Source organism: Pararhizobium sp. LjRoot235 (genome assembly GCF_964254145.1).
Taxonomy (GTDB): Bacteria; Pseudomonadota; Alphaproteobacteria; order Rhizobiales; family Rhizobiaceae; genus Pararhizobium.
The window spans coordinates 2,693,456-2,715,924 of the sequence record NZ_CAXUSP020000001.1 but is presented as its reverse complement, the minus strand read 5'-3'; the positions used below and the strand labels follow the sequence as shown (position 1 = coordinate 2,715,924).

Sequence of the window (22,469 nt, the reverse complement as noted above, 5' to 3'; positions counted from 1 at the left end):
ATGTCATGACCGCAGCCACTCGCACAGCCCGTATGCTCGACCACCTGGTATTACCGGTTGGAGACCTCGCGGTAGCGAGGCAGCGGCTGGAAACGCTGGGCTTCACGGTCGCCGCCGATGCGCTTCACCCGTTCGGGACAGAAAACGCCTGCATCTTCCTGGCTGACAAGACCTATCTCGAACCGCTCGGGATCGCCAATCGCGAGGAATGCGAGGCCGCAGCGCTGGCCGGCAACGTCTTCGTCGCCCGCGATCAGGCCTACCGCTTTCGCCGGGGTCAGGACGGGTTCTCGGCAGTCGTGCTCAGCTCCGATGACGCGGCGGCCGTTCATGCTCGCTTGCGCAAAGCGGGTCTTTCGGCCGGCGAGATGCTCGAATTTTCCCGCCCGATGACGCTGCCTGATGGCTCGCAGGCAACAGGCAGTTTCCGCCTTGCCTTCGCCGCCGATCTGCGTTCACCGGATTTCTTCTTTTTCACCTGTCAGCGCGTCACGCCGCTCCCGTCCGACCGCTCGGCTTTGGAAACCCATGCCAATAGCGTCACCGGCATCAGCGAGGTGGTGCTTTCCGAGCCGAACCCCACCGATTTCCAATACGTCCTGCAGGAAGCGGTCGATGAGCGCGAGGTCTCCGCGCATTCCTTCGGCATGGACATCGAGACGCGCAATGGCGTCAAGATTTCCGTCCTCAATCAGGCCGGCATGTCCGGCTTCTTCGATCGCAAGACGCCGGGCCATTCCCGCGGCCTGCGCGGCCGCGCCGTCGTCTTCAAGGTTGCCGACGTGTCGGCCACCGAGCATCTTCTCACCGCCAACGCGGTGTCCTTCACCAGAAAAGGCAATCGCCTGATCGTTCCGGAAGCGCCGGGGCAGGGTGTCATTTTCGCATTCGGAGAATAATCATGCAGGCAAATGCAAATGTGGTCGCCGGCACAGGTGCCAGCCAGGTGGTGTTTTCCAACACCCAGAAACTGTCGCTGATCGCCGGTCCCTGCCAGATGGAAAGCCGCGATCATGCCTTCATGATCGCCGGCAAGATGGCCGAGCTGTGCAAGTCGCTCGGCATCGGCCTCGTCTACAAATCCTCCTTCGACAAGGCTAACCGCACGTCGATTTCCGGCAAGCGCGGCATCGGGCTTGAAAAGGCGATGGAAATTTTTGCCGACCTGAAGAAGGAATACGGCTTTCCCGTCCTGACCGACATTCACACCGAGGAACAGTGCGCCCTCGTCGCTCCGACGGTCGACATCCTGCAGATCCCGGCCTTCCTCTGCCGCCAGACGGATCTGCTGATTGCCGCCGCCAAGACCGGCCGTGTCATCAACGTCAAGAAGGGCCAGTTCCTCGCGCCTTGGGACATGAAGAACGTGCTCGCCAAGTTCACCGAGAGCGGCAATCCGAACGTGCTTTTGTGCGAGCGCGGCGCCTCCTTCGGCTACAACACCCTCGTCTCGGACATGCGCTCGCTGCCGATCATGGCCGGCCTTGGTGCGCCGGTCGTGTTCGATGCGACCCATTCCGTTCAGCAGCCGGGGGGGCAGGGCTCGTCCTCGGGCGGCCAGCGCGAGTTCGTCGAGACGCTTGCCCGTGCGGCTGTTGCCGTCGGCGTCGCCGGTGTCTTCATCGAGACACACGAGGATCCGGATAACGCGCCGTCCGATGGACCGAATATGGTGCATCTCAAGGACATGCCGCGGCTTCTCGATACGCTGCTTGCCTTCGACGCGATCGCCAAGCGCTGAATGCGGAGCTTTGTGAAATTTTCTTGACGGTCGGGCTGAGGGCAGCAATTGCCGGCGCCCGCCATTGTATTTTCCGGGCCATGAATTATGACAGGCCATCCGTCCACCACCACGTTTGAAGCAGGGAAGAGATCATCATGACTGCAATCATCGACATCATCGGCCGCGAAATTCTCGACAGCCGGGGCAATCCGACTGTCGAAGTCGACGTCCATCTCGAAGACGGCAGCTTCGGCCGGGCCGCTGTTCCCTCGGGCGCTTCCACCGGCGCTCATGAAGCCGTCGAACTGCGCGATGGCGGCACACGCTATCTCGGCAAGGGTGTCGAGAAGGCTGTCGAAGCCGTCAACGGCGAGATATTCGAAGCCGTCGGCGGTTTCGATGCCGAGGACCAGATCCTGATCGACAACACGATGATCGAGCTGGACGGCACGCCGAACAAGGCGCGCCTCGGCGCCAATGCGATCCTCGGCGTCTCCCTTGCGGTATCCAAGGCTGCTGCCGCCGCTGCCGGCCTGCCGCTCTATCGCTATGTCGGCGGTCCGAACGCTCGGCTGCTGCCGGTGCCGATGATGAACATCATCAACGGCGGCGCCCATGCCGACAATCCGATCGACTTCCAGGAATTCATGATCGTTCCCGTCGGTGCCGACACCGTGCGCGACGCCGTCCGCATGGGCTCGGAAGTGTTCCACACGCTGAAGAAGCAGCTTGCTGCCGACGGCCACAACACCAATGTCGGTGACGAGGGCGGTTTTGCGCCGGGTCTCGCATCGGCACCGGCCGCACTCGACTTCATCATGAAGTCGGTCGAAAAAGCCGGCTATCGTCCCGGTGAAGACGTCTTCATCGCGCTCGACTGCGCATCGACGGAATTCTTCAAGGACGGCAAGTATGTTCTCGAAGGCGAAGGCCGCACGCTCGAGCCGGGCGCGATGGCGGAATACCTTGCCGAGTTGGCTGGCAAATACCCGATCTTCTCGATCGAGGACGGCATGGCAGAGGACGACTGGGATGGCTGGAAAGCACTGACCGACAAGATCGGCAACACCTGCCAGCTCGTCGGCGACGATCTGTTCGTAACGAACTCTGCCCGCCTTCGCGACGGCATCAAGATGGGCGTTGCCAACTCGATCCTCGTCAAGGTCAACCAGATCGGCTCGCTGTCGGAAACGCTCGATGCCGTCGAGACCGCGCACAAGGCGCGCTACTCGGCCGTCATGTCGCATCGCTCGGGTGAAACCGAGGATTCGACCATCGCCGATCTCGCCGTCGCCACCAATTGCGGGCAAATCAAGACCGGTTCGCTGGCGCGCTCCGACCGCACCGCGAAATACAACCAGCTTATCCGCATCGAAGAACAGCTTGGCCCGCAGGCAAAATATGCCGGCCGGTCGATCCTGCGCGGCTGATCCTTCACTTATCTGACACAGTGAAACCCGCGTCTTGAAACGGTCGCGGGTTTTTTGTTGCCGCCGGTTATGGTCAACGGTCGGTTAATCAATGACCCGTAGGATGCCTTTGTATTGCGTATCAGGGCATGATCATGTGGACAAAACACCATAAGAAACGGAAACTCGGGCGGTTCGTCATGCCGCTTATCGCCGTCGCTTTTCTTTCCTATTTCGGCTATCATTCCATCCACGGCGAGTTCGGCCTGAAGGCGACGGAAAAGTTCGACCGGCAGCGCATCGAGCGTCAGGCGCGTCTGGACGCCTTGACCGCGCAGCGCAAGACGCTGGAAAAGGAAGTGGCGCTGTTGAGCGATGGTTCGCTCGAACGCGACATGCTGGACGAGAAGGCTCGTTTCGGGCTGAACATGTCGCGCGCCGACGAAATCGTGATATTTCACTGAATATTCTTATTAACCGAAATCAGGTTAATCGAATTTTGTTAAATAAAATCATATATTTATAAAGAATATAAGCCATGCAAATATGGCATTGCTGTGACGGCATTCTTTGCCTATGGTACCGGCAAAAGGCAACCATCAGGGAGGAATGAATGGCCCCGCGAAAAACCGCGTCCGTTTCCAGCCGCAAAGCAGCCGCCAAGCCCGCCACAGCCAAGCCCGTCAGGAAAGATTTCGTCAACGGTACTGTCGCCGAATTCGATCGCGATGCCGAGCTGAAGGCCTACCGGGAAATGCTCCTCATCCGCCGTTTCGAGGAAAAAGCCGGCCAGCTCTATGGCATGGGTTTCATCGGTGGTTTCTGTCACCTCTACATCGGCCAGGAAGCTGTCGTCGTCGGCATGCAGATGGCGCTGAAGGAAGGCGATCAGGTCATCACGGCCTATCGTGACCACGGTCATATGCTGGCCTGCGGCATGAGCGCGCGCGGGGTCATGGCTGAACTCACCGGTCGTCGCAGCGGTCTTTCCCGCGGCAAGGGCGGCTCGATGCACATGTTCTCCAAGGAAAAGAATTTTTACGGCGGCCACGGCATCGTCGGCGCGCAGGTGTCACTCGGCACCGGCCTTGCCTTCGCCAACCGCTATCGCGGCAATGACAACGTCTCGCTCGCCTATTTCGGCGACGGCGCCGCCAACCAGGGCCAGGTCTACGAGAGCTTCAACATGGCCGCTCTCTGGAAGCTGCCGGTGATCTATATCGTCGAGAATAACCGCTACGCCATGGGCACCTCTGTGGCACGCGCCTCGGCGGGCCATGATTTCTCCCAGCGCGGTGTGGCGCTTGGTATTCCCGGTTTCCAGGTCGACGGCATGGATGTTCGCGCGGTCAAGGCCGCAGGCGACGAGGCTGTCGAGCATTGCCGCGCCGGCAAGGGACCGATCATCCTTGAAATGCAGACCTATCGTTATCGTGGCCACTCCATGTCCGACCCGGCGAAATATCGTTCGAAGGACGAAGTGCAGAAGATGCGCTCCGAGTATGACCCGATCGAACAGGTGAAGGCGCGTATCCTTGAAAAGGGATGGGCGAGCGAGGAAGAGCTGAAGCAGATCGACAAGGATATCCGCGACATCGTCGCCGACAGCGCCGATTTTGCTCAGGCCGATCCGGAGCCGGATGTATCCGAGCTCTACACCGATATCCTGCTTTAATCCGGGGGAGGACACTCCATGCCAATCGAAATTCTCATGCCCGCCCTATCCCCGACGATGGAAGAAGGCACGCTCAGCAAATGGCTGAAAAACGAAGGTGACAAGGTTACCTCCGGCGACGTGATCGCCGAGATCGAAACCGACAAGGCGACCATGGAAGTGGAAGCGGTCGATGAAGGCACCATCGGCAAGATCCTGATTGCCGCCGGTACCGAAGGCGTCAAGGTCAACACGGCGATCGCGGTCCTGCTGCAGGATGGAGAAAGCGCCGGCGATATGGCCGCCCCCAAGGCTGCCGCACCGGCCGCCGAGCCTGCGAAGGCTGAAGCGCCCGCTCCGGCTGCAGCACCCGTTGCCGCGCAGCCGAAGGTCGAAGTCGCTTCCGATCCGGATATTCCGGCCGGCACCGAAATGGTCTCGACCACCGTGCGCGAAGCGCTTCGCGACGCGATGGCGGAAGAAATGCGCCGCAGCGACGATGTCTTCGTCATGGGCGAGGAAGTCGCCGAATACCAGGGCGCCTACAAGATCACGCAAGGGTTGCTGCAGGAATTCGGTCCCCGCCGCGTCGTCGATACACCGATTACCGAGCACGGTTTTGCCGGCGTCGGCGTCGGTGCTGCCATGACCGGCCTCAAGCCGATCGTCGAATTCATGACTTTCAACTTCGCCATGCAGGCGATCGACCACATCATCAACTCGGCTGCCAAGACGCTCTACATGTCCGGCGGCCAGATGGGTGCGCCGATGGTGTTCCGCGGTCCGAGCGGCGCTGCCGCCCGCGTCGGCGCCCAGCACTCCCAGTGCTACGCCGCCTGGTACAGCCACGTTCCGGGCCTCAAGGTCATCATGCCGTATACGGCAGCCGACGCGAAGGGCCTGTTGAAGGCCGCAATTCGCGATCCGAACCCGGTGATCTTCCTTGAGAACGAAATCCTCTACGGTCACTCCTTCGACGTACCGAAGCTGGATGATTTCGTGCTGCCGATCGGCAAGGCACGGATCCACAAGGTCGGCAAGGACGCGACGATCGTCTCCTTCGGTATCGGCATGACCTATGCGATCAAGGCGGCGGCCGAACTGGAAAAGGAAGGCATCGACGTCGAAATCATCGACCTCAGAACCATCCGTCCGATGGACATGCCGACCGTGATCGAATCGGTGAAGAAGACCGGCCGTCTGGTGACCGTCGAGGAAGGCTTCCCGCAGTCTTCCGTAGGCACCGAAATCGCCACCCGCGTCATGCAGCAGGCCTTCGATTATCTCGATGCGCCGGTCCTGACGATCGCCGGCAAGGACGTGCCGATGCCCTACGCTGCCAACCTTGAAAAGCTGGCCCTGCCGAATGTCGGCGAAGTCGTTCAGGCGGTGAAAACCGTCTGCTACAAGTAAGGGAGGGTGAAGAGATGCCTATCAACATCACCATGCCAGCCCTTTCGCCGACCATGGAAGAGGGCAACCTCGCCAAGTGGTTGGTCAAGGAAGGCGACAAGGTTTCCTCCGGCGACGTGATCGCCGAGATCGAGACCGACAAGGCGACGATGGAAGTCGAAGCGGTCGACGAGGGCACCGTTGCCAAGCTCGTCGTTCCCGCCGGCACCGAAGGCGTCAAGGTCAACGCCGTGATCGCCGTTCTTGCCGCCGAAGGTGAGGATGTCTCGGTCGCTGCCTCGGGCAATGGCGCTGCTGCGCCCGCTGCCAAGGCAGAAGCTCCGAAGGCTGAAGCCCCTCCGGCAGCGAAGGCTGCACCCGCCGCCGCTCCGGCTCCGGTTGCTGCCCAGCTGCCCGCAGCTGCGTCCTCCGACAACCGCACCTTTGCGTCGCCGCTCGCCCGGCGGCTCGCGAAGGAAGCCGGCATTGATGTCTCCGCCATCTCTGGCACCGGTCCGCGCGGCCGCGTCGTCAAGAAGGACGTCGAAACGGCTGTCGCCGGCGGTGGTCTGAAGCCAGCCGCTGCGGCTGCTGCACCGGCGGCAGCGCCGGGAGCCGCACCGCTCGCCAAGGGTCCGTCCGACGAAGCCGTCCTCAAGAACTTCGCCGAAGGTTCCTACGAACTCGTGCCGCATGACGGCATGCGCAAGACGATCGCCAAGCGCCTGCAGGAATCCAAGCAGACGATCCCGCATTTCTACGTCTCGGTCGATTGCGAGCTCGACGCGCTGCTGGCTTTGCGCGCCCAGCTCAACGCCTCGGCGCCGGAAAAGGACGGCAAGCCTGTCTACAAGCTCTCGGTCAACGACATGGTCATCAAGGCCATAGCGCTTGCCCTGCGCGATGTGCCGGAAGCCAACGTCTCCTGGACCGAAGCCAACATGGTCAAGCACAAGCACGCCGATGTCGGCGTTGCCGTGTCGATCCCGGGCGGCCTGATCACCCCGATCATCCGCAGTGCCGAGACCAAGAGCCTGTCGGCGATCTCCAACGAGATGAAGGATCTCGGCGCCCGCGCCAAGAGCCGCAAGCTGAAGCCGGAAGAGTATCAGGGCGGCACGACCGCCGTGTCCAACATGGGCATGATGGGCGTCAAGAACTTCTCAGCCGTGGTCAACCCGCCGCATGCGACGATCCTTGCGGTCGGCGCAGGCGAGGAGCGTGTCGTCGTCAAGAAGGGCCAGATGGTCATCGCCAACGTCATGACCGTGACGCTCTCGACCGACCATCGCGCCGTCGATGGAGCGCTCGGCGCCGAACTGCTCGGCGCCTTCAGGCGCTACATCGAAAACCCGATGGGCATGCTGGTCTGACGGGAAAAGGGTCGCGACAATGTCTTCCAAGGTGGAAAACGCAACTGAAAAGGGACTGACGTTGCGGCGCTTCTGCGCCGCAACCGTCGTTACCCTTTTTCCCATGTTACTCGCCGCTTCGGCGCAGGGTGAAGATCTCAACGAGCAGCTTGCCCAGCGTACCGAGCAGATGACGGGCAGGACGCTTTTGTTTCGCAACGACAGCGATCAGATTCCCCAGCTGGAATATCTTCGCCCCGACGGCACCGGTGTCGTCTGGTCGGCGGCATTGGGCGATAAGGTGGTGCCGGTAGCCTGGACTGCGAGCAACGGCGATGACGGCAAGGGCTCTCTCTGCTTGCTGTTCAAAGGCGCTGATATCGGTATGGCCCAGAACCTCAGGATGTGTGATGGCTTTGATGTTGTCGAGGCCGGCATTCGCGACGCCCGCGATGGGGACCCCTATGGGCTTGCCGGCGTGACGCGCATGAAGGTGGCACTGCCGCAGGATGTCGACGGTTTGGATGATGTAGACCGGTTGCTGGGACTGGATTGACGCTATGAAAACAGTCCTCTGCTACGGTGACAGTCTGACCTGGGGATATGACGCGGAGACCGGCGGTCGGCATGCGCTCGAAGATCGCTGGCCATCGGTTCTGCAAAAGGTATTGGGCGATGGCGTCCATGTGGTCGCTGAAGGCTTGAACGGCCGTACCACCGCTTACGACGATCATCTGGCAGACTGTGACCGCAATGGCGTGCGTATCTTGCCTACCATCCTGCAAAGCCATGCACCGATCGATCTCGTCATCATCCTGCTCGGCACCAACGATATGAAGCCTGTGGTGCACGGAACCGCTTTCGGTGCGGTGAAGGGCGTCGAGAGGCTGGTGGAACTCGTATGGCATCACAGCTGGCCGGGTGTGCAGGCCGAGGCGCCGGAGATTCTGATCGTTGCACCGCCGGCGATCTGCCGGACGGCGAATGCAAACTTTGCGGCAATGTATGCCGGCGCTGTCGAACAATCGTCAATGCTTGCCTCGCTCTACGCCGATCTTGCCGACGAAATGGGATGCGGTTTCTTCGATGCCGGGTCGGTTGCTTCGACCACGCCGCTCGACGGAGTGCATCTCGATGCCGAGAATACGCGCGCCATCGGACGCGGCCTTGAGCCGATGGTCCGGATGATGGCCGGGCTCTAAATGACGGCGGCTCTTGTCCTACGCGCGGCGGAGCGGCGGGATGCAGCGGAACTCGCGGTGCTGGTCGAAATCGCGTCGCACGGTTTTGCGACCTGGCTCTGGTACAGAGCGGTGATGCGGGGGAACAAGGACACCGCCATGGAGCAGGGGCGGTCGAGAATGCGCGATGGCCATGAACCCGGCGGTTGGAGGGACGCGACGGTTGCGGAGTGGGATGGCGAGATTGCCGGCGTGTCAATCGGCTACAATCTTGAGGAAAGCGTTCGCGATATCGTCGCGCCGCATCCGGTGATCCAGCCACTCTTGGATCTCCAGGTGACTGTGGTTGGCAGCCGGTTCATCGACAGTCTCGGTGTCTACCGGCACCATCGCGGCAAGGGTATCGGGCGGGCGCTGCTCACCAATGAAGTCGAGAAGGCCAAGGGCAGACAGGTCAGCCTGATCACCGAAAGCCACAATGAAACGGCGCAGGCGCTTTATCACGCCAGCGGATTTGTGGAGAAGGCGAGGCTTCCGGCCGTGCCGCTCTTCGAAGACAGCAAAAAGCATGACTGGGTCTTGTTTGCCCGGGACATGACCTAAGGAAGAGGCAGGAAACAAGAATGGCAAATTCCTACGACGTCATCGTTATCGGGTCCGGCCCCGGCGGCTATATTGCTGCGATCCGCGCCGCACAATTGGGCTTGAAGACCGCGGTGGTCGAGCGCGAGCACCTTGCCGGCATCTGCTCCAACTGGGGCTGCATCCCGACGAAGGCACTGTTGCGGTCCGCCGAAGTGCTGCATCTCGCCGAACATGCCAAGAACTACGGCTTGACGCTCGAAGGCAAGGTAACGCCGGATCTGAAGGCGATCGTCGCCCGCTCGCGCGGCATTGCCGAGCGCATGAACGGCGGCGTCGGCTTCCTGATGAAGAAGAACAAGGTCGATGTCATCTGGGGCGAGGCCAAGCTCACCAAGCCGAACGAGATCGTCGTGGCGAAGACCACCAAGGCGATCGTCCAGCCGCAGGCGCCGCTGCCGAAGAATACGCTGGGCGAGGGCACCTATACCGCCAAGCACATCATCATAGCGACCGGCGCCCGTCCGCGCGCGCTGCCCGGCATCGAGGCGGACGGCAAGCTGATCTGGACCTATTTCGAGGCTATGAATCCGGACCGCATGCCGAAGTCGCTGCTGGTCATGGGCTCGGGCGCCATTGGCATCGAGTTTGCCTCCTTCTACCGCACGCTCGGTGTCGACGTGACCGTCGTCGAACTCTTGCCGCAGGTCATGCCGGTCGAGGACGCTGAAATCTCCGCCTTCGCCAAGAAGCAGTTCGACAAGCAGGGCATGAAGATCTTTCTCGACGCCAAGGTGACCAAGGTCGAGAAGGCTGCCGATTCGGTAACCGCCCATGTCGAGAAGAAGGACGGCTCGGTCGAGAAGATCACCACCGACCGGCTGATCTCGGCGGTCGGCGTCCAGGGCAATATCGAGAATCTCGGCCTTGAGGCGCTCGGCGTGAAGACCGATCGCGGCTGCATCGTCATCGACGGCTATGGCAGGACCAACGTGCCGGGCGTCTATGCGATCGGCGACGTTGCCGGCCCGCCGATGCTTGCCCACAAGGCCGAGCACGAAGCCGTGATCTGCGTCGAGAAGATCGCCGGCCTGCCGCATGTGCATCCGATGGACGCGCTGAAGATCCCTGGCTGCACCTATTGCAACCCGCAGGTCGCCTCGGTCGGCCTGACGGAAGCCAAGGCCAAGGCAGAGGGCCGCGACATCCGCGTCGGACGCTTCCCCTTCGTCGCCAACGGCAAGGCGATCGCGCTTGGCGAAGACCAGGGCATGGTCAAGACCATCTTCGACAAGAAGACCGGCGAGTTGATCGGCGCCCATCTGGTCGGCGCCGAAGTCACCGAACTGATCCAGGGCTTCGTCGTCGCGATGAACCTCGAGACGACCGAGGAAGAACTGATGCACACCATCTTCCCGCATCCGACGATCTCGGAAACGCTGAAGGAAAGCGTGCTCGACGCCTATGGGCGTGCACTGAACGCTTGATTGTGTTAGGGCTCGCCTCCATCTCAAAAAGGCGGGCCGCATTTCCGGCCTGAAGGCCCGTACTGCTCGAAGCCCGTACCGCTCGAAGCCCGTACTGCTCGAAGAAAGTGAAAGCCAAGATGGTCACCATTCTCGACCGCACCCATATCGAGAGCGACGCCAAGCGCATCCGCCATCCGGAAAAGGCCCACAAGCCGGACACCGAAATGCTGCGCAAGCCGGAATGGATCCGCGTCAAGGCGCCGATGTCGAAAGGATATCAGGAAACCCGCTCGATCGTGAAGGAGCACAAGCTCGTCACGGTCTGCGAGGAGGCCGGCTGCCCGAACATCGGCGAGTGCTGGGACAAGAAGCACGCCACCTTCATGATCATGGGCGAGATCTGTACCCGCGCCTGCGCCTTCTGCAACGTCTCGACCGGCAAGCCGAATGCGCTCGACATGGCCGAGCCGGAAAACGTCGGCAAGGCCGTGAAGCAGATGGGCCTATCGCATGTGGTCATCACCTCGGTTGACCGCGATGATCTGGCCGACGGCGGCGCCGAGCATTTCGAAAAGGTGATCTGGGCTATCCGCGCCGCTTCGCCGGCAACGACCATCGAAATCCTGACGCCCGACTTCCTCAAGAAGCCCGGTGCACTGGAGCGCGTGGTCGCTGCCAAGCCCGATGTCTTCAATCACAACATGGAGACCGTGGCGGGCAACTACCTGACGGTGCGCCCCGGCGCACGTTATTTCCATTCCATTCGCCTGCTGCAGCGGGTGAAGGAACTCGACCCGACGATGTTCACCAAGTCCGGCATCATGGTCGGCCTCGGCGAAGAGCGTAACGAAGTGCTGCAGCTGATGGACGACCTCAGGACCGCCGATGTCGACTTCCTGACGATCGGCCAGTATCTGCAGCCGACCCGCAAGCATCATGCGGTGATGAGCTTTGTGACGCCGGACGAGTTCAAGTCCTACGAGACCGTCGCTTACACCAAGGGCTTCCTGATGGTCGCCTCCAGCCCGCTGACCCGCTCGTCGCATCACGCCGGCGACGACTTCGCACGGCTGCGCGTGGCGCGGGAAAAGAAGCTGCTGGCTGCGGCTGAGTAGCAAGTCAAACTCTTTGAACGGCCGCGGTCGAAAACACCGCGGCCGTTTTCGTTTGGGAGTGTGGGAATGGCACGATATCTGGCAGACATCGGCGCGGCGGCGGCCATCCTTCGCCAGGCAGAGCGCGTGTTGATCATCGGCTGCTCCGGCAGCGGCAAGAGCACGCTGGCGCAGACGCTCGCAGCCCTGCTTCGCATTCCCTACATATCCATGGACCGTGACGTTTTCTGGCTGCCGGGCTGGCAGCAGCGGCCGAGGGCGGAGGCGCTCGACATCGTTGAGAAGGCCGTTGCGCAATCGCAGTGGATCATGGACGGAACGAGCCCGGGCACGTTACCTCTGCGGCTGCCGCGAACCGACCTGGTTCTATGGATGCGGCCGCCGCGCCGTGTCTCGCTTTGCGGTGCTGTATCGCGTGTATTGCGGTTTTGGAGCAAAGTACGCCCTGAAATGGCCGACGGCTGCCCGGAACGCTTCAACCTAGAATTTCTGCGCTATATCTGGAATTTCGAGAAGACCGAAAGCCCGGAAATCGAGCAGAAGCTGGCAGACTACGGCGCCGACGTGCCGGTGCTCGTCGTCAGATCACGCGCTCAGACACAAAGGCTACTTCATCGTCTGAAGCAACTTGTTCCGACCGCCTGCACCTGACGCCTGCGCCATCCCACCACCTTGTTTTTCTAGAAATCATTGAATATCTGACATCCATGCCACAGTTCGAGACCCACCGGCCAGTCAAGCACTCACCAGACCAGATGTTTGATCTGATCGCCGATGTTGAAAAATATCCGGAATTCCTGCCACTTTGCGAGGCCTTGACGGTTCGTTCGCGCAAGGAGCGTGACGGCAAGGTGTTGCTGCTGGCCGATATGACGGTCGGCTACAAGGCGATCCGCGAGACCTTTACGACACAGGTGCTGTTGAACAAGGCGGAGCGCATCATCGACGTCAAGTATATCGATGGTCCCTTCAAATATCTCGATAATCTCTGGCGTTTCGAAGACACCGGTGTGGGCGGCTGTTCGGTCAATTTCTTCATCGACTACGAATTCAAGAGCCGCATTCTCGGTGCCCTGATGGGGTCGATGTTCGACCGGGCCTTCCGGATGTTTTCCGAAGCATTCGAGGAGCGCGCCGATGCAATCTACGCCACCGTGTAAAGAGTGCTGCCGCCTATTCCTTCAGGGCAGTCCCTGATGGACGTTCACCGTTCCGCCGCATCCTCCAGCATGTCGAGCGCCGTGCGCACCGTGGCGAGCCGGACGGCATCGCGGCCGATGTCGCCATAGCGCATTTCGCGATGAAGCACGCTGCCGTAGCGGCTTGCCGCTGCCAGATGCACGAGCCCGACGGGTTTTTCGTCTGTCCCTCCGCTGGGGCCGGCAATGCCGGTCACGGCGACAGCGATATCGGCCTGCGAATGGGAAAGGGCGCCGCGTGCCATTTCAACCGCGGTCTGGCGCGACACCGCCCCGTGCGCGGCAAGCGTTGCTGGATCGACTCCCAGCATCTGTATCTTGGCATCGTTGGAATAGGTAACGAAACCGCGATCGACCACCGAGGAGGAGCCCGAGACTTCGGTCAGCGCGCCGACGATCAGTCCACCGGTGCAGGATTCCGCCGTTGCGACCATCAGGCCTTGTTCGGAAAATGCAGCGATCAACGTGTGTGCCTTCCGTTCGATATCCTCGGGCCAACCGCTCATTTTCCGCCTCCCGCATAAACCACCGTTGCTGTCGCAATGGCCGCGATGCCCTCACGTCTGCCGACGAAGCCGATCTTTTCGTTGGTCGTCGCCTTCACCGAGCACCGGTCAAGGGAGATATCGAGCATGGAAGCGAGATTTTCGCGCATCGCCAGACGATGCGGCCCGACCTTTGGCGCTTCGGCGATCAGCGAAATGTCGGCGTTCATGATCGTGCCGCCGCTGTCGCGAACGATCGTTGCTGCGTGTTCGAGGAAAATGCGCGAGGCAGCACCTTTCCACTGTGGATCGGACGGGGGAAAATGATCGCCGATATCACCGGCGCCGCAGGTCGCCAAAAGCGCGTCGGTCAGGGCGTGTAGCGCCACATCGGCATCGGAATGGCCGAGCAGTTTCTGGTTATGCGGGATGAAAACGCCGCAAAGCGTCACGCCGTCGCCATCGACAAGCTGATGCACGTCATAGCCATTGCCGGTGCGCACGTCGGGAAGGGGATTCCGGCTCAGTTTTTCGTCCGCCATGGCGATATCCCGTTTGAGCGTCAGTTTGATATTGTCGACGGAGCCCTCGACCAAGGCCACAGGCATGCCGGCCCACTCGGCGATCGAAGCATCGTCGGTGAAATCAGAGCGGCCGGAAGCCGCCGCTTGAATATGCGCCGAAAGGATTGGCCCGAAGCGGAAGCACTGGGGCGTCTGGGCAGCGAACAGGCCGGTTCTCGGCACGGTTTCGATGACCTTGCCGTCGGGTGAACCTCGCTTCAGCGTGTCGGCAACGGCAATGGCGGGAAGTACGGCATCGGCGCCGCCGGCGAGTGCCCCGAAGCACCGATCCAGCAGGGCATGATCGATGAACGGGCGAACCGCATCCTGGATCATGACATGCGTGATGCCCGATTTTTCCAGCGCCTTCAGTCCGGCGAGCACGGACAGTTGGCGCGTCGGTCCGCCATGGACGACCCGGATGGGCGCTTTGTCGCCTGCCATGTGGCCAACAGCCTGCTCGAACAAGGTCTCGTCATCGGGGTGAATGACAACGACGATCGTTTTTTCCCGCGGCCATGTCGTAAAAACATCAAGGGTATGGGAGATAACCGGCCGTCCGCCGATCAAGCGATACTGCTTGGGGCCGTCCTGTGGCGAACCGACGCGCTCACCGCGCCCCGCAGCGACGATGACGATACCACAGGAAAGCTGTTCTTTTGCCTGCATGTTCTATATGGCTTCCCGCGAATGCTTATGCGCCGGTCATATCCGGTCAACCCCTCTCAATAAGGGCCGTTTCGGCGCGCGTCACTTCAAACGCCGTGGTGATTTACCGCGAAGGTCGGGCCATTACCAGTTGTCCAGGGAATTTTGTCGTGCGGCTCTGAAATCGCTTGGCAATCTTATCAACTATGTCTAAAAATAGTGCAGAATAATGATGTGCCTGAAAGATAATCAATTGCAGATACCGGATTTGTCATCACCATTTCGGGTTGGGCGCCTTTCCTTTCGGAACCGCATCGTGCTCGCGCCGATGTCGGGTGTGACGGACTTGCCCTTCCGGCAGTTGGCCTGGCGCTACGGCGCCGGTCTCGTTGTCACCGAGATGGTGGCAAGCCGAGAACTCGTCGGTAACGCTTCGGAAAGCTGGGCACGCCTCAAGAACTCCGGCATCAAGCCGCATGTTGTCCAGCTCGCCGGACGCGAGGCGCATTGGATGGCGGAAGCGGCAAGGATCGCCGCGGATAACGGCGCCGATGTCATCGATATCAACATGGGCTGCCCTGCCAAGAAAGTGACCGGCGGTTACTCCGGTTCTGCCTTGATGCGCGAGCCCGATCGTGCGCTGTCGCTGATCGAGGCGACGGTAAACGCCGTCGATGTGCCCGTGACGCTGAAGATGCGTCTTGGTTGGGACGAGAACTCCATCAATGCGCCTGAGATCGCCAGGCGAGCGGAAGAGGCCGGTGTGACGATGATCACCATCCACGGCCGTACGCGCATGCAGTTCTACAATGGCAGCGCCGATTGGGATGCCATCCGTGCCGTTCGCGACGTGATTTCGCTGCCGCTCGTTGCCAATGGCGATGTCGCCACCACGACCGATGCTGAGGAGATTCTGCGGCGCTCCGGTGCCGACGCGGTGATGGTCGGCCGCTCCAGCCAGGGCCGGCCCTGGCATGCCGGCGTACTTGCGGGCGCGTTCGAGAATCCGGAAACAGCCCAGGTCCAGGAGATCGTCGCCGAACATTACGGCATGATGCTCGAATTTTACGGCGCCGATATCGGTTTGAGGCATGCCCGCAAACATGTCGGCTGGTATCTCGACCGCTTTGCGCCGCATCTGGCGTCGCCGGAGAAGGCGGCGATCATGACCTCTACCGACCCGAAAGCCGTCCTCACCCGCACTGTCGCAGCGATCGCCGCCGGAGCGGGGTACGAAGAAGAAAAGGACGCGGCATGACCGAGAAAACCCGGGACGACGAGCAGAAAATCGCGGATTCCCTGCCCATGGCGGTGCTGAACGCCATCCAGAACCCGGTCATCCTTGTCGACGAAAAGGGTCTCGTAGTCTTTGCGAACTGGGAGGCGGAGGCCTTTTTCGGTGCCAGTGCAAACTATCTCGCCCGCCATGACATCAGCGCCTTCATTCCCTTCGGCAGCCCGCTGCTGACGCTGATCGAGCAGGTGCGCGAGCGCCGCGCCGCCGTCAACGAATACCGCGTCGATCTGAGCTCGCCGCGGCTCGGCGCCGACAAGCTCGTCGATCTCTATGTGGCACCTGTGCTGTCCGAACCAGGCTCCGTCGTCATCGTCTTTCAGGAGCGCTCGATGGCCGACAAGATCGATCGCCAGCTTACCCATCGTGCGGCCGCCCGCTCGGTCACGGGGCTTGCCTCGATGCTGGCTCACGAAATCAAGAACCCGCTGTCGGGCATCAGGGGGGCAGCCCAGCTTCTGGAGACCTCCGTCAATGACGACGACCGGGCGCTGACGCGGCTGATCTGCGACGAGACTGATCGCATCGTCTCGCTGGTCGACCGGATGGAGGTATTCTCCGACGAGCGGCCTGTCGACCGCCATCCGGTCAACATCCATTCGGTGTTGGACCACGTGAAGGCCGTTGCCAAAGCTGGCTTTGCCCGCAAGATTCGCATCACCGAAAATTACGACCCGTCGCTGCCACCGGTCTATGCCAATCGCGACCAGCTGATTCAGGTCTTTCTCAATCTGATCAAGAACGCCGCCGAGGCGGTCGCCGACAAGCCGGACGGCGAGATCATGCTGACGACGGCCTATCGGCCAGGCATCCGCCTGTCCGTCGCCGGAACGCGCGAGAAGATCTCTCTGCCGCTCGAATTCTGCGTACACGACAATGGGCCGGGCGTTCCATCCGATCTGGTGCCACATCTGTTCGACCCATTCATCACCACGAAAACCAACGGCTCCGGTCTCGGGCTGGCGCTGGTTGCCAAGATCATTGGCGGCCATGGCGGCATCGTTGAGTGCGACAGCCAGTCGAGCCGTACGACATTTCGCGTTCTGATGCCCGCGTCGAAAGGACCAACGGCAGAAGACAGCGAACCACTGACAGTAAAAGGACAATCCTGATGACAGGCGCCACTATACTCGTCGCTGACGACGACGCTGCCATCCGCACCGTGCTCAACCAGGCGCTCAGCCGTGCCGGCTACGATGTGCGCATCACCTCGAATGCCGCGACGCTATGGCGGTGGATATCGGCAGGCGACGGTGATCTCGTCGTCACCGACGTGGTCATGCCGGACGAAAACGCCTTTGACCTTTTGCCGCGCATCAAGAAGGCGCGGCCGGACCTGCCGGTGCTGGTGATGAGTGCCCAGAACACCTTCATGACGGCAATCAAGGCGTCCGAGAAGGGGGCCTATGACTACCTGCCCAAGCCCTTCGACCTGACGGAACTGATCGCCATCATCGGCCGTGCGCTCGCCGAGCCGAAGCGCAAGCCGGCGAAGTTGGACGACGACACGCAGGACGGCATGCCGCTGGTCGGCCGCTCCGCCGCGATGCAGGAAATCTACCGCGTTCTGGCGCGGCTGATGCAGACAGACCTGACGCTAATGATCACCGGCGAATCCGGGACCGGCAAGGAATTGGTGGCGCGTGCGCTGCACGATTACGGCAAGCGCCGCAATGGCCCGTTTGTCGCGATCAATATGGCCGCCATCCCGCGCGACCTGATCGAATCGGAACTCTTCGGCCATGAGAAGGGCGCCTTCACGGGTGCGCAAAACCGATCGACGGGTCGGTTCGAGCAGGCCGAGGGCGGCACGCTTTTTCTCGACGAAATCGGCGATATGCCGATGGACGCGCAGACACGGCTGCTGCGCGTGCTGCAGCAGGGCGAATATACCACGGTCGGTGGCCGCACGCCGATCCGCTCCGATGTTCGTATTGTGGCTGCAACCAACAAGGACCTGAAACAGTCGATCAACCAGGGCCTTTTCCGAGAGGACCTCTATTATCGTCTCAACGTCGTACCACTGCGCCTGCCGCCGCTGCGGGATCGCGCCGAGGACATCCCCGATCTTGTCCGTCATTTCGTCCAGCAGGCGGAGAAGGAAGGCCTCGACGTCAAGCGTTTCGACCAGGAAGCGCTTGAACTGATGAAAGCACATCCATGGCCAGGCAACGTCCGCGAACTCGAAAACGTCGTTCGCCGGCTGACGGCGCTCTATCCGCAGGACGTGATTACCAGGGAGATCATCGAAAGCGAATTGCGCTCCGACATTCCCGACAGCCCGATCGAAAAGGCGTCGAGCCGCCCGGGATCGATGTCGATTTCCCAGGCGGTGGAAGAGAATATGCGGCAATATTTCGCTGGCTTCGGCGACAGCCTTCCGCCCGCCGGATTGTATGACCGGGTGCTGGCCGAGATGGAATATCCCTTGATTCTCGCAGCCTTGACGGCAACACGCGGCAACCAGATCAAGGCCGCCGATCTGCTTGGCCTGAATCGGAACACATTGCGCAAGAAAATTCGAGAGCTTGGCGTTTCGGTTTACCGTAGCTCACGCAGTGCTTGACTTCCCCGCGATAACCGTTGCATTTTCGCCACAATATGTTGCTTAGAAAGCACACGGGTGGCGTTGATTCCTGTGGTGCGTCATCCGCTGAATTCGTTTCGGCGGATGAAACAAGCAGGAGCCGGTAAGGTCATTTTCTTGACCGCAGTGCGTGAAGTGCCTGTCGCCGTTCATCGGGAACGAGGCAGGTCGGGGGATGCATATTTGATGGCCGAAGGGCTTGTTGTGCCAGTAGCGAAAGACGAGGCTACGATGATCGGCCATGATCGGCGCGCGTCCTTCGCGTTTCCCGGTCTTGTTTTGGCGACTGGCGCGCTCGCCTGCGCGATTGCATCACTGCTTATTCTTCTCGGCCTGACGCCGATCAGGCCCGAAACCAACATCATCATCGGCTCAGCCGCGATCAATGCGCTGTTTGTCATTGGCCTGATGTTGCTGATCGGCCGTGAAATTCTGCGCCTTCTGAAAGCCCGCAACCGCGGCCGGGCAGCGGCGCGACTGCATGTCCGCATCGTTGCGCTATTTTCGATCGTTGCGATCACGCCGGCAATTCTGGTTGCGCTCTTCGCCAGCATCACGCTCGATGTCGGTCTCGACCGCTGGTTTTCGCTGCGCACGCAGTCGATCGTCAATTCGTCGCTCGACGTTGCCCAGGCCTATGTGCTTGAAAATGCTAGCTACCTCCAGGGCCAGACGGTCTCCATGGCTAATGACCTGGAACGCAACCGCCAGCTCTACAGTCTCGACCGGACCGGTTTTATCGACCTAATGACACGCCAGGCCCGCGGGCGCGGCATGCTCGGCGCTTTCCTGGTGCGAGCGGACGGCTCGCCCATCCTGCAGGCGAATATCCCGACCGAGCGGCCGTTGCCGGCCATTCCGAAGGACGCGTTGCTCAGCACCGCATCCGGGCAACCGACCCTCATCCCGCCCGGCGTGACCAATCTCGTCGGCGCAGTCATCCCGATCGACAATATCAACGGTGCCTATCTCTACACCGTGCGCAGCGTTGACCCCAAGGTCATGCGCTCGATGCGACTGATGGAAGAGAACACCGCGGAATACAAGAATCTCGAAGCTGGACGCACATCGCTGCAGGTGGCCTTCGGCGTGCTCTATCTCGGTTTTGCGCTGATTGTCCTTCTGGCTGCCATCTGGACCGCGATTGCCGTCGCCGACCGGATCGTGCGGCCGATCCGGCTTTTGATCGGGGCGGCCGACAGCGTGGCGAGCGGAAACCTGAATGTCGTGGTGCCCGTTCACGCCGTCGATGGCGACGTCGGCAGCCTGTCGCGCACCTTCAACAAGATGATCGCTGAAATCCGCACACAGCGCGATCAGATCCTCGAAGCCAAGGACGAGATGGACGACCGGCGCAGGTTCATCGAGGCGGTTCTTTCCGGCGTGACGGCCGCGGTGATCGGTGTCGAGGATGACCGGCGCATTACAATCGCCAATCCGTCGTCCGAACATTTCCTCTCGCGCCCGATCCTGGAGCTTGTCGGGGAGAGACTTGCCGACGTGGCGCCCGAAATCGAACAGGTGCTGAGCGAAGCCGCGGGCCGCCATCGCAACGACTATCGAAAGCAGATCAATATCATACGCGGCGGCACGGAGCGCACGCTGAATGTTCAGGTGACGCGCGAGGAATCGCACGACGCCAAGGAATCCTACGTCATCACCGTCGATGACATCACCGATCTGGTCATCGCCCAGCGCTCGACCGCCTGGGCCGATGTCGCCCGCCGCATCGCCCATGAGATCAAGAACCCGCTGACGCCGATCCAGCTTTCGGCCGAGCGCCTGAAGCGTCGCTACGGCAAGCAGATCAATCAGGATGATCGGACGGTGTTCGATCAATGCACCGACACGATCGTTCGCCAGGTCGAAGATATCGGCCGCATGGTCGATGAATTCTCCGGCTTTGCGCGGATGCCGAAGCCGACAAAGGAACAGGCGGACCTGCGCAACATCCTCAAGGATGCGATCTTCCTGCGCGAGATGGGCAATACCCATGTGACCTTCATCCGCGATCTCGGCGACGAACCGCTCGACGGCACCTTCGACGGCCGCATGCTCGGCCAGGCTTTCGGCAACATCATCAAGAACGCGGTCGAGGCGATCGAGGCCTTGCCGGCCGATGCCGTTCGCGGCGACCGCCGCGTGATGGTCCGTTCGCGCCGGAATGAAACGAGCGGCCAGTTCGTTGTCGACATCATCGACAATGGTAGGGGGCTACCGACCGAAAACCGCCACCGGATTCTCGAACCCTACATGACGATGCGGGAGAAGGGCACTGGCCTTGGCCTTGCGATCGTCAAGAAGATCATCGAGGACCATGGCGGACAATTGGAATTGCATGACGCGCCTGCTGATTTCGATCACGGACAGGGCGCGATGATTCGCATTATTTTGCCGCCAGCCGGACAGAGCGGCGGCAGTGAAGACAGACAGGACAAGGATACTTCCCATGGCGGCTGACATTCTGGTTGTGGACGACGAGGAGGACATTCGCGAGATTGTCTCCGGCATTCTGTCCGACGAGGGTCACGAAACCCGCACCGCGTTCGACAGCGACAGCGCGTTGCAGGCAATCAGCGACCGCGTGCCGCGCCTCGTCTTTCTCGATATCTGGATGCAGGGCAGCCGTCTTGACGGTCTGGCGCTCCTCGACGAGATCAAGGGCCGCTATCCGGACCTGCCGGTGGTGATGATTTCCGGGCATGGCAATATCGAAACGGCCGTTTCGGCGATCCGCCGTGGTGCCTATGATTTCATCGAAAAGCCCTTCAAGGCTGATCGGCTCATCCTGATCGCCGAGCGAGCGCTGGAAAACTCCAAGCTCAAGAAGGAAGTCTCCGAGCTGAAGAAACGCTCAGGCGATCCCGTTGAACTGATCGGCACCTCCGTTGCCGTCTCGCAGCTTCGCCAGACGATCGAGAAGGTCGCGCCCACAAACAGCCGCATCATGATCCAGGGACCGTCCGGGTCGGGCAAGGAACTCGTGGCGCGGATGATCCACCGCAAGTCTTCACGAATGGCGGGCCCCTTCGTGGCGCTGAATGCGGCGGCGATCACGCCGGACCGCATGGAAATTGCCCTCTTCGGCACGGAGGGAACGCCCGGCCAACCGCGCAAGACCGGTGCGCTGGAAGAGGCTCATGGCGGCATTCTTTATCTCGACGAAGTCGGCGAAATGCCGCGCGAAACGCAGAACAAGATCCTGCGCGTGCTGGTCGATCAGCAGTTCGAGCGCGTCGGCGGCTCCAAGCGCGTCAGGGTCGATGTCCGCATCATCTCCTCGACGGCCTACAACCTCGAAAGCCAGATCGCCGAGGGGGCTTTCCGCGAGGATCTCTACCATCGCCTGGCAGTCATTCCGGTGCGGGTACCGGCGCTCGCCGAGCGCCGCGAGGATATTCCGTTCCTGGTCGACATGTTCATGCGGCAGGTCAGCGAGCAGGCAGGCATCCGCGCTCGCAAGATCGGCGACGATGCGCTGGCAGTTCTGCAGGCGCATGACTGGCCAGGCAATATCCGTCAGCTGCGCAACAACATCGAGCGGCTGATGATCCTCGCCCGCAGCGACGGCCCGGACACGGCGATCTCGGCCGACATGCTGCCGACGGAGGTGGGCGACAGCCTGCCGAAGATCTCGGCGCAGGGGGATCAGCACATCATGACGCTGCCGTTGCGTGAGGCGCGCGAAATGTTCGAGCGGGACTATCTGATCGCCCAGATCAATCGTTTCGGCGGCAATATTTCGCGCACGGCAGAGTTCGTCGGCATGGAGCGTTCGGCCCTGCATCGGAAGCTAAAATCGCTCGGCGTCTGACG

21 protein-coding genes are annotated in these 22,469 nt (G+C 61.2%); 19 read left to right on the top strand and 2 right to left on the bottom strand.

Annotation, left to right across the window (positions count from 1 at the left end; all coding sequences use genetic code 11):
* Positions 1 to 5: 5 nt before the first annotated feature.
* The 14 genes from ACSQ2Z_RS13000 to ACSQ2Z_RS12935 all read left to right on the top strand — a co-directional run bounded on the left by ACSQ2Z_RS13000 (position 6) and on the right by ACSQ2Z_RS12935 (position 13,037).
* Positions 6 to 899: a VOC family protein gene (locus ACSQ2Z_RS13000; RefSeq protein WP_436081592.1), complete on the top strand. Its 894-nt coding sequence runs from the start codon at positions 6 to 8 to the stop codon at positions 897 to 899.
* Between the two features lie 2 nt (positions 900 to 901).
* Complete coding sequence (kdsA, locus tag ACSQ2Z_RS12995; RefSeq protein ID WP_436081591.1) at positions 902 to 1,741, top strand: 3-deoxy-8-phosphooctulonate synthase; 840 nt, start codon at positions 902 to 904, stop codon at positions 1,739 to 1,741.
* A gap of 137 nt (positions 1,742 to 1,878) precedes the next feature.
* Positions 1,879 to 3,153 (top strand): phosphopyruvate hydratase, encoded by a 1,275-nt coding sequence (eno, locus tag ACSQ2Z_RS12990; RefSeq protein ID WP_436081590.1) that lies wholly within the window; start codon positions 1,879 to 1,881, stop codon positions 3,151 to 3,153.
* Between the two features lie 134 nt (positions 3,154 to 3,287).
* Positions 3,288 to 3,596, top strand: coding sequence for an FtsB family cell division protein (locus ACSQ2Z_RS12985; RefSeq protein ID WP_436081589.1), 309 nt, complete (start codon positions 3,288 to 3,290; stop codon positions 3,594 to 3,596).
* 149 nt (positions 3,597 to 3,745) lie between these two features.
* Positions 3,746 to 4,807 (top strand): pyruvate dehydrogenase (acetyl-transferring) E1 component subunit alpha, encoded by a 1,062-nt coding sequence (gene pdhA / locus ACSQ2Z_RS12980; protein ID WP_436081588.1) that lies wholly within the window; start codon positions 3,746 to 3,748, stop codon positions 4,805 to 4,807.
* Positions 4,808 to 4,825: 18 nt separating this feature from the next.
* Positions 4,826 to 6,199, top strand: a complete 1,374-nt coding sequence (locus tag ACSQ2Z_RS12975) for a pyruvate dehydrogenase complex E1 component subunit beta (RefSeq protein WP_436081587.1) — start codon at positions 4,826 to 4,828, stop codon at positions 6,197 to 6,199.
* 14 nt (positions 6,200 to 6,213) lie between these two features.
* Entirely contained in the window at positions 6,214 to 7,551 is a 1,338-nt protein-coding gene (locus ACSQ2Z_RS12970) for a pyruvate dehydrogenase complex dihydrolipoamide acetyltransferase (RefSeq protein ID WP_436081586.1), read from the top strand.
* 19 nt (positions 7,552 to 7,570) lie between these two features.
* Entirely contained in the window at positions 7,571 to 8,086 is a 516-nt protein-coding gene (locus ACSQ2Z_RS12965) for a hypothetical protein (RefSeq protein ID WP_436081585.1), read from the top strand.
* 4 nt (positions 8,087 to 8,090) lie between these two features.
* Positions 8,091 to 8,732: an SGNH/GDSL hydrolase family protein gene (locus tag ACSQ2Z_RS12960; RefSeq protein ID WP_436081584.1), complete on the top strand. Its 642-nt coding sequence runs from the start codon at positions 8,091 to 8,093 to the stop codon at positions 8,730 to 8,732.
* Positions 8,733 to 9,314 (top strand): N-acetyltransferase family protein, encoded by a 582-nt coding sequence (locus tag ACSQ2Z_RS12955; protein ID WP_436081583.1) that lies wholly within the window; start codon positions 8,733 to 8,735, stop codon positions 9,312 to 9,314.
* A 20-nt stretch (positions 9,315 to 9,334) separates the two neighbouring features.
* A complete protein-coding gene (gene lpdA, locus ACSQ2Z_RS12950) occupies positions 9,335 to 10,780 on the top strand; it encodes a dihydrolipoyl dehydrogenase (RefSeq protein ID WP_436081582.1) in 1,446 nt (481 codons plus the stop codon).
* 119 nt (positions 10,781 to 10,899) lie between these two features.
* Complete coding sequence (gene lipA, locus ACSQ2Z_RS12945) at positions 10,900 to 11,877, top strand: lipoyl synthase (RefSeq protein WP_436081581.1); 978 nt, start codon at positions 10,900 to 10,902, stop codon at positions 11,875 to 11,877.
* Between the two features lie 66 nt (positions 11,878 to 11,943).
* A complete protein-coding gene (locus ACSQ2Z_RS12940; protein ID WP_436081580.1) occupies positions 11,944 to 12,528 on the top strand; it encodes an AAA family ATPase in 585 nt (194 codons plus the stop codon).
* A 56-nt stretch (positions 12,529 to 12,584) separates the two neighbouring features.
* The gene (locus tag ACSQ2Z_RS12935) at positions 12,585 to 13,037 is read left to right on the top strand and encodes a type II toxin-antitoxin system RatA family toxin (RefSeq protein ID WP_436081579.1); all 453 of its coding nucleotides are present in this window, start codon (positions 12,585 to 12,587) and stop codon (positions 13,035 to 13,037) included.
* 44 nt (positions 13,038 to 13,081) lie between these two features.
* Here ACSQ2Z_RS12935 and ACSQ2Z_RS12930 read toward each other — a convergent pair whose 3' ends face one another.
* Both ACSQ2Z_RS12930 and ACSQ2Z_RS12925 read right to left on the bottom strand, forming a co-directional pair.
* A complete protein-coding gene (locus ACSQ2Z_RS12930; RefSeq protein ID WP_436081578.1) occupies positions 13,082 to 13,582 on the bottom strand; it encodes a CinA family protein in 501 nt (166 codons plus the stop codon).
* Entirely contained in the window at positions 13,579 to 14,793 is a 1,215-nt protein-coding gene (locus ACSQ2Z_RS12925) for a bifunctional 2-C-methyl-D-erythritol 4-phosphate cytidylyltransferase/2-C-methyl-D-erythritol 2,4-cyclodiphosphate synthase (RefSeq protein WP_436081577.1), read from the bottom strand. Before ACSQ2Z_RS12925 ends, ACSQ2Z_RS12930 begins: the two co-directional genes overlap by 4 nt.
* Positions 14,794 to 15,004: 211 nt before the next feature.
* Here ACSQ2Z_RS12925 and dusB point away from each other — a divergent pair, with 211 nt between their 5' ends.
* From dusB to ntrX, 5 genes are all read left to right on the top strand, one after another.
* Complete coding sequence (gene dusB, locus ACSQ2Z_RS12920) at positions 15,005 to 16,030, top strand: tRNA dihydrouridine synthase DusB (protein ID WP_436081576.1); 1,026 nt, start codon at positions 15,005 to 15,007, stop codon at positions 16,028 to 16,030.
* The gene (locus tag ACSQ2Z_RS12915) at positions 16,027 to 17,178 is read left to right on the top strand and encodes a two-component system sensor histidine kinase NtrB (RefSeq protein ID WP_436081575.1); all 1,152 of its coding nucleotides are present in this window, start codon (positions 16,027 to 16,029) and stop codon (positions 17,176 to 17,178) included. Before dusB ends, ACSQ2Z_RS12915 begins: the two co-directional genes overlap by 4 nt.
* Positions 17,178 to 18,632, top strand: coding sequence for a nitrogen regulation protein NR(I) (gene ntrC, locus ACSQ2Z_RS12910; RefSeq protein WP_436081574.1), 1,455 nt, complete (start codon positions 17,178 to 17,180; stop codon positions 18,630 to 18,632). Before ACSQ2Z_RS12915 ends, ntrC begins: the two co-directional genes overlap by 1 nt.
* A gap of 207 nt (positions 18,633 to 18,839) precedes the next feature.
* Positions 18,840 to 21,113: an ATP-binding protein gene (locus ACSQ2Z_RS12905; RefSeq protein WP_436081573.1), complete on the top strand. Its 2,274-nt coding sequence runs from the start codon at positions 18,840 to 18,842 to the stop codon at positions 21,111 to 21,113.
* Complete coding sequence (gene ntrX / locus ACSQ2Z_RS12900) at positions 21,103 to 22,467, top strand: nitrogen assimilation response regulator NtrX (protein WP_436081572.1); 1,365 nt, start codon at positions 21,103 to 21,105, stop codon at positions 22,465 to 22,467. The genes ACSQ2Z_RS12905 and ntrX overlap by 11 nt, the downstream gene beginning before the upstream one ends.
* Positions 22,468 to 22,469 lie beyond the last annotated feature (2 nt).

Coding starts and splice junctions, on each gene's coding strand:
- ACSQ2Z_RS13000 (WP_436081592.1), top strand. CDS start 6: ATGACCGCAGCCACTCGCACAGCCCGTATGCTCGACCACCTGGTATTA.
- kdsA (WP_436081591.1), top strand. CDS start 902: ATGCAGGCAAATGCAAATGTGGTCGCCGGCACAGGTGCCAGCCAGGTG.
- eno (WP_436081590.1), top strand. CDS start 1,879: ATGACTGCAATCATCGACATCATCGGCCGCGAAATTCTCGACAGCCGG.
- ACSQ2Z_RS12985 (WP_436081589.1), top strand. CDS start 3,288: ATGTGGACAAAACACCATAAGAAACGGAAACTCGGGCGGTTCGTCATG.
- pdhA (WP_436081588.1), top strand. CDS start 3,746: ATGGCCCCGCGAAAAACCGCGTCCGTTTCCAGCCGCAAAGCAGCCGCC.
- ACSQ2Z_RS12975 (WP_436081587.1), top strand. CDS start 4,826: ATGCCAATCGAAATTCTCATGCCCGCCCTATCCCCGACGATGGAAGAA.
- ACSQ2Z_RS12970 (WP_436081586.1), top strand. CDS start 6,214: ATGCCTATCAACATCACCATGCCAGCCCTTTCGCCGACCATGGAAGAG.
- ACSQ2Z_RS12965 (WP_436081585.1), top strand. CDS start 7,571: ATGTCTTCCAAGGTGGAAAACGCAACTGAAAAGGGACTGACGTTGCGG.
- ACSQ2Z_RS12960 (WP_436081584.1), top strand. CDS start 8,091: ATGAAAACAGTCCTCTGCTACGGTGACAGTCTGACCTGGGGATATGAC.
- ACSQ2Z_RS12955 (WP_436081583.1), top strand. CDS start 8,733: ATGACGGCGGCTCTTGTCCTACGCGCGGCGGAGCGGCGGGATGCAGCG.
- lpdA (WP_436081582.1), top strand. CDS start 9,335: ATGGCAAATTCCTACGACGTCATCGTTATCGGGTCCGGCCCCGGCGGC.
- lipA (WP_436081581.1), top strand. CDS start 10,900: ATGGTCACCATTCTCGACCGCACCCATATCGAGAGCGACGCCAAGCGC.
- ACSQ2Z_RS12940 (WP_436081580.1), top strand. CDS start 11,944: ATGGCACGATATCTGGCAGACATCGGCGCGGCGGCGGCCATCCTTCGC.
- ACSQ2Z_RS12935 (WP_436081579.1), top strand. CDS start 12,585: ATGCCACAGTTCGAGACCCACCGGCCAGTCAAGCACTCACCAGACCAG.
- ACSQ2Z_RS12930 (WP_436081578.1), bottom strand. CDS start 13,582: ATGAGCGGTTGGCCCGAGGATATCGAACGGAAGGCACACACGTTGATC.
- ACSQ2Z_RS12925 (WP_436081577.1), bottom strand. CDS start 14,793: ATGCAGGCAAAAGAACAGCTTTCCTGTGGTATCGTCATCGTCGCTGCG.
- dusB (WP_436081576.1), top strand. CDS start 15,005: ATGTGCCTGAAAGATAATCAATTGCAGATACCGGATTTGTCATCACCA.
- ACSQ2Z_RS12915 (WP_436081575.1), top strand. CDS start 16,027: ATGACCGAGAAAACCCGGGACGACGAGCAGAAAATCGCGGATTCCCTG.
- ntrC (WP_436081574.1), top strand. CDS start 17,178: ATGACAGGCGCCACTATACTCGTCGCTGACGACGACGCTGCCATCCGC.
- ACSQ2Z_RS12905 (WP_436081573.1), top strand. CDS start 18,840: ATGGCCGAAGGGCTTGTTGTGCCAGTAGCGAAAGACGAGGCTACGATG.
- ntrX (WP_436081572.1), top strand. CDS start 21,103: ATGGCGGCTGACATTCTGGTTGTGGACGACGAGGAGGACATTCGCGAG.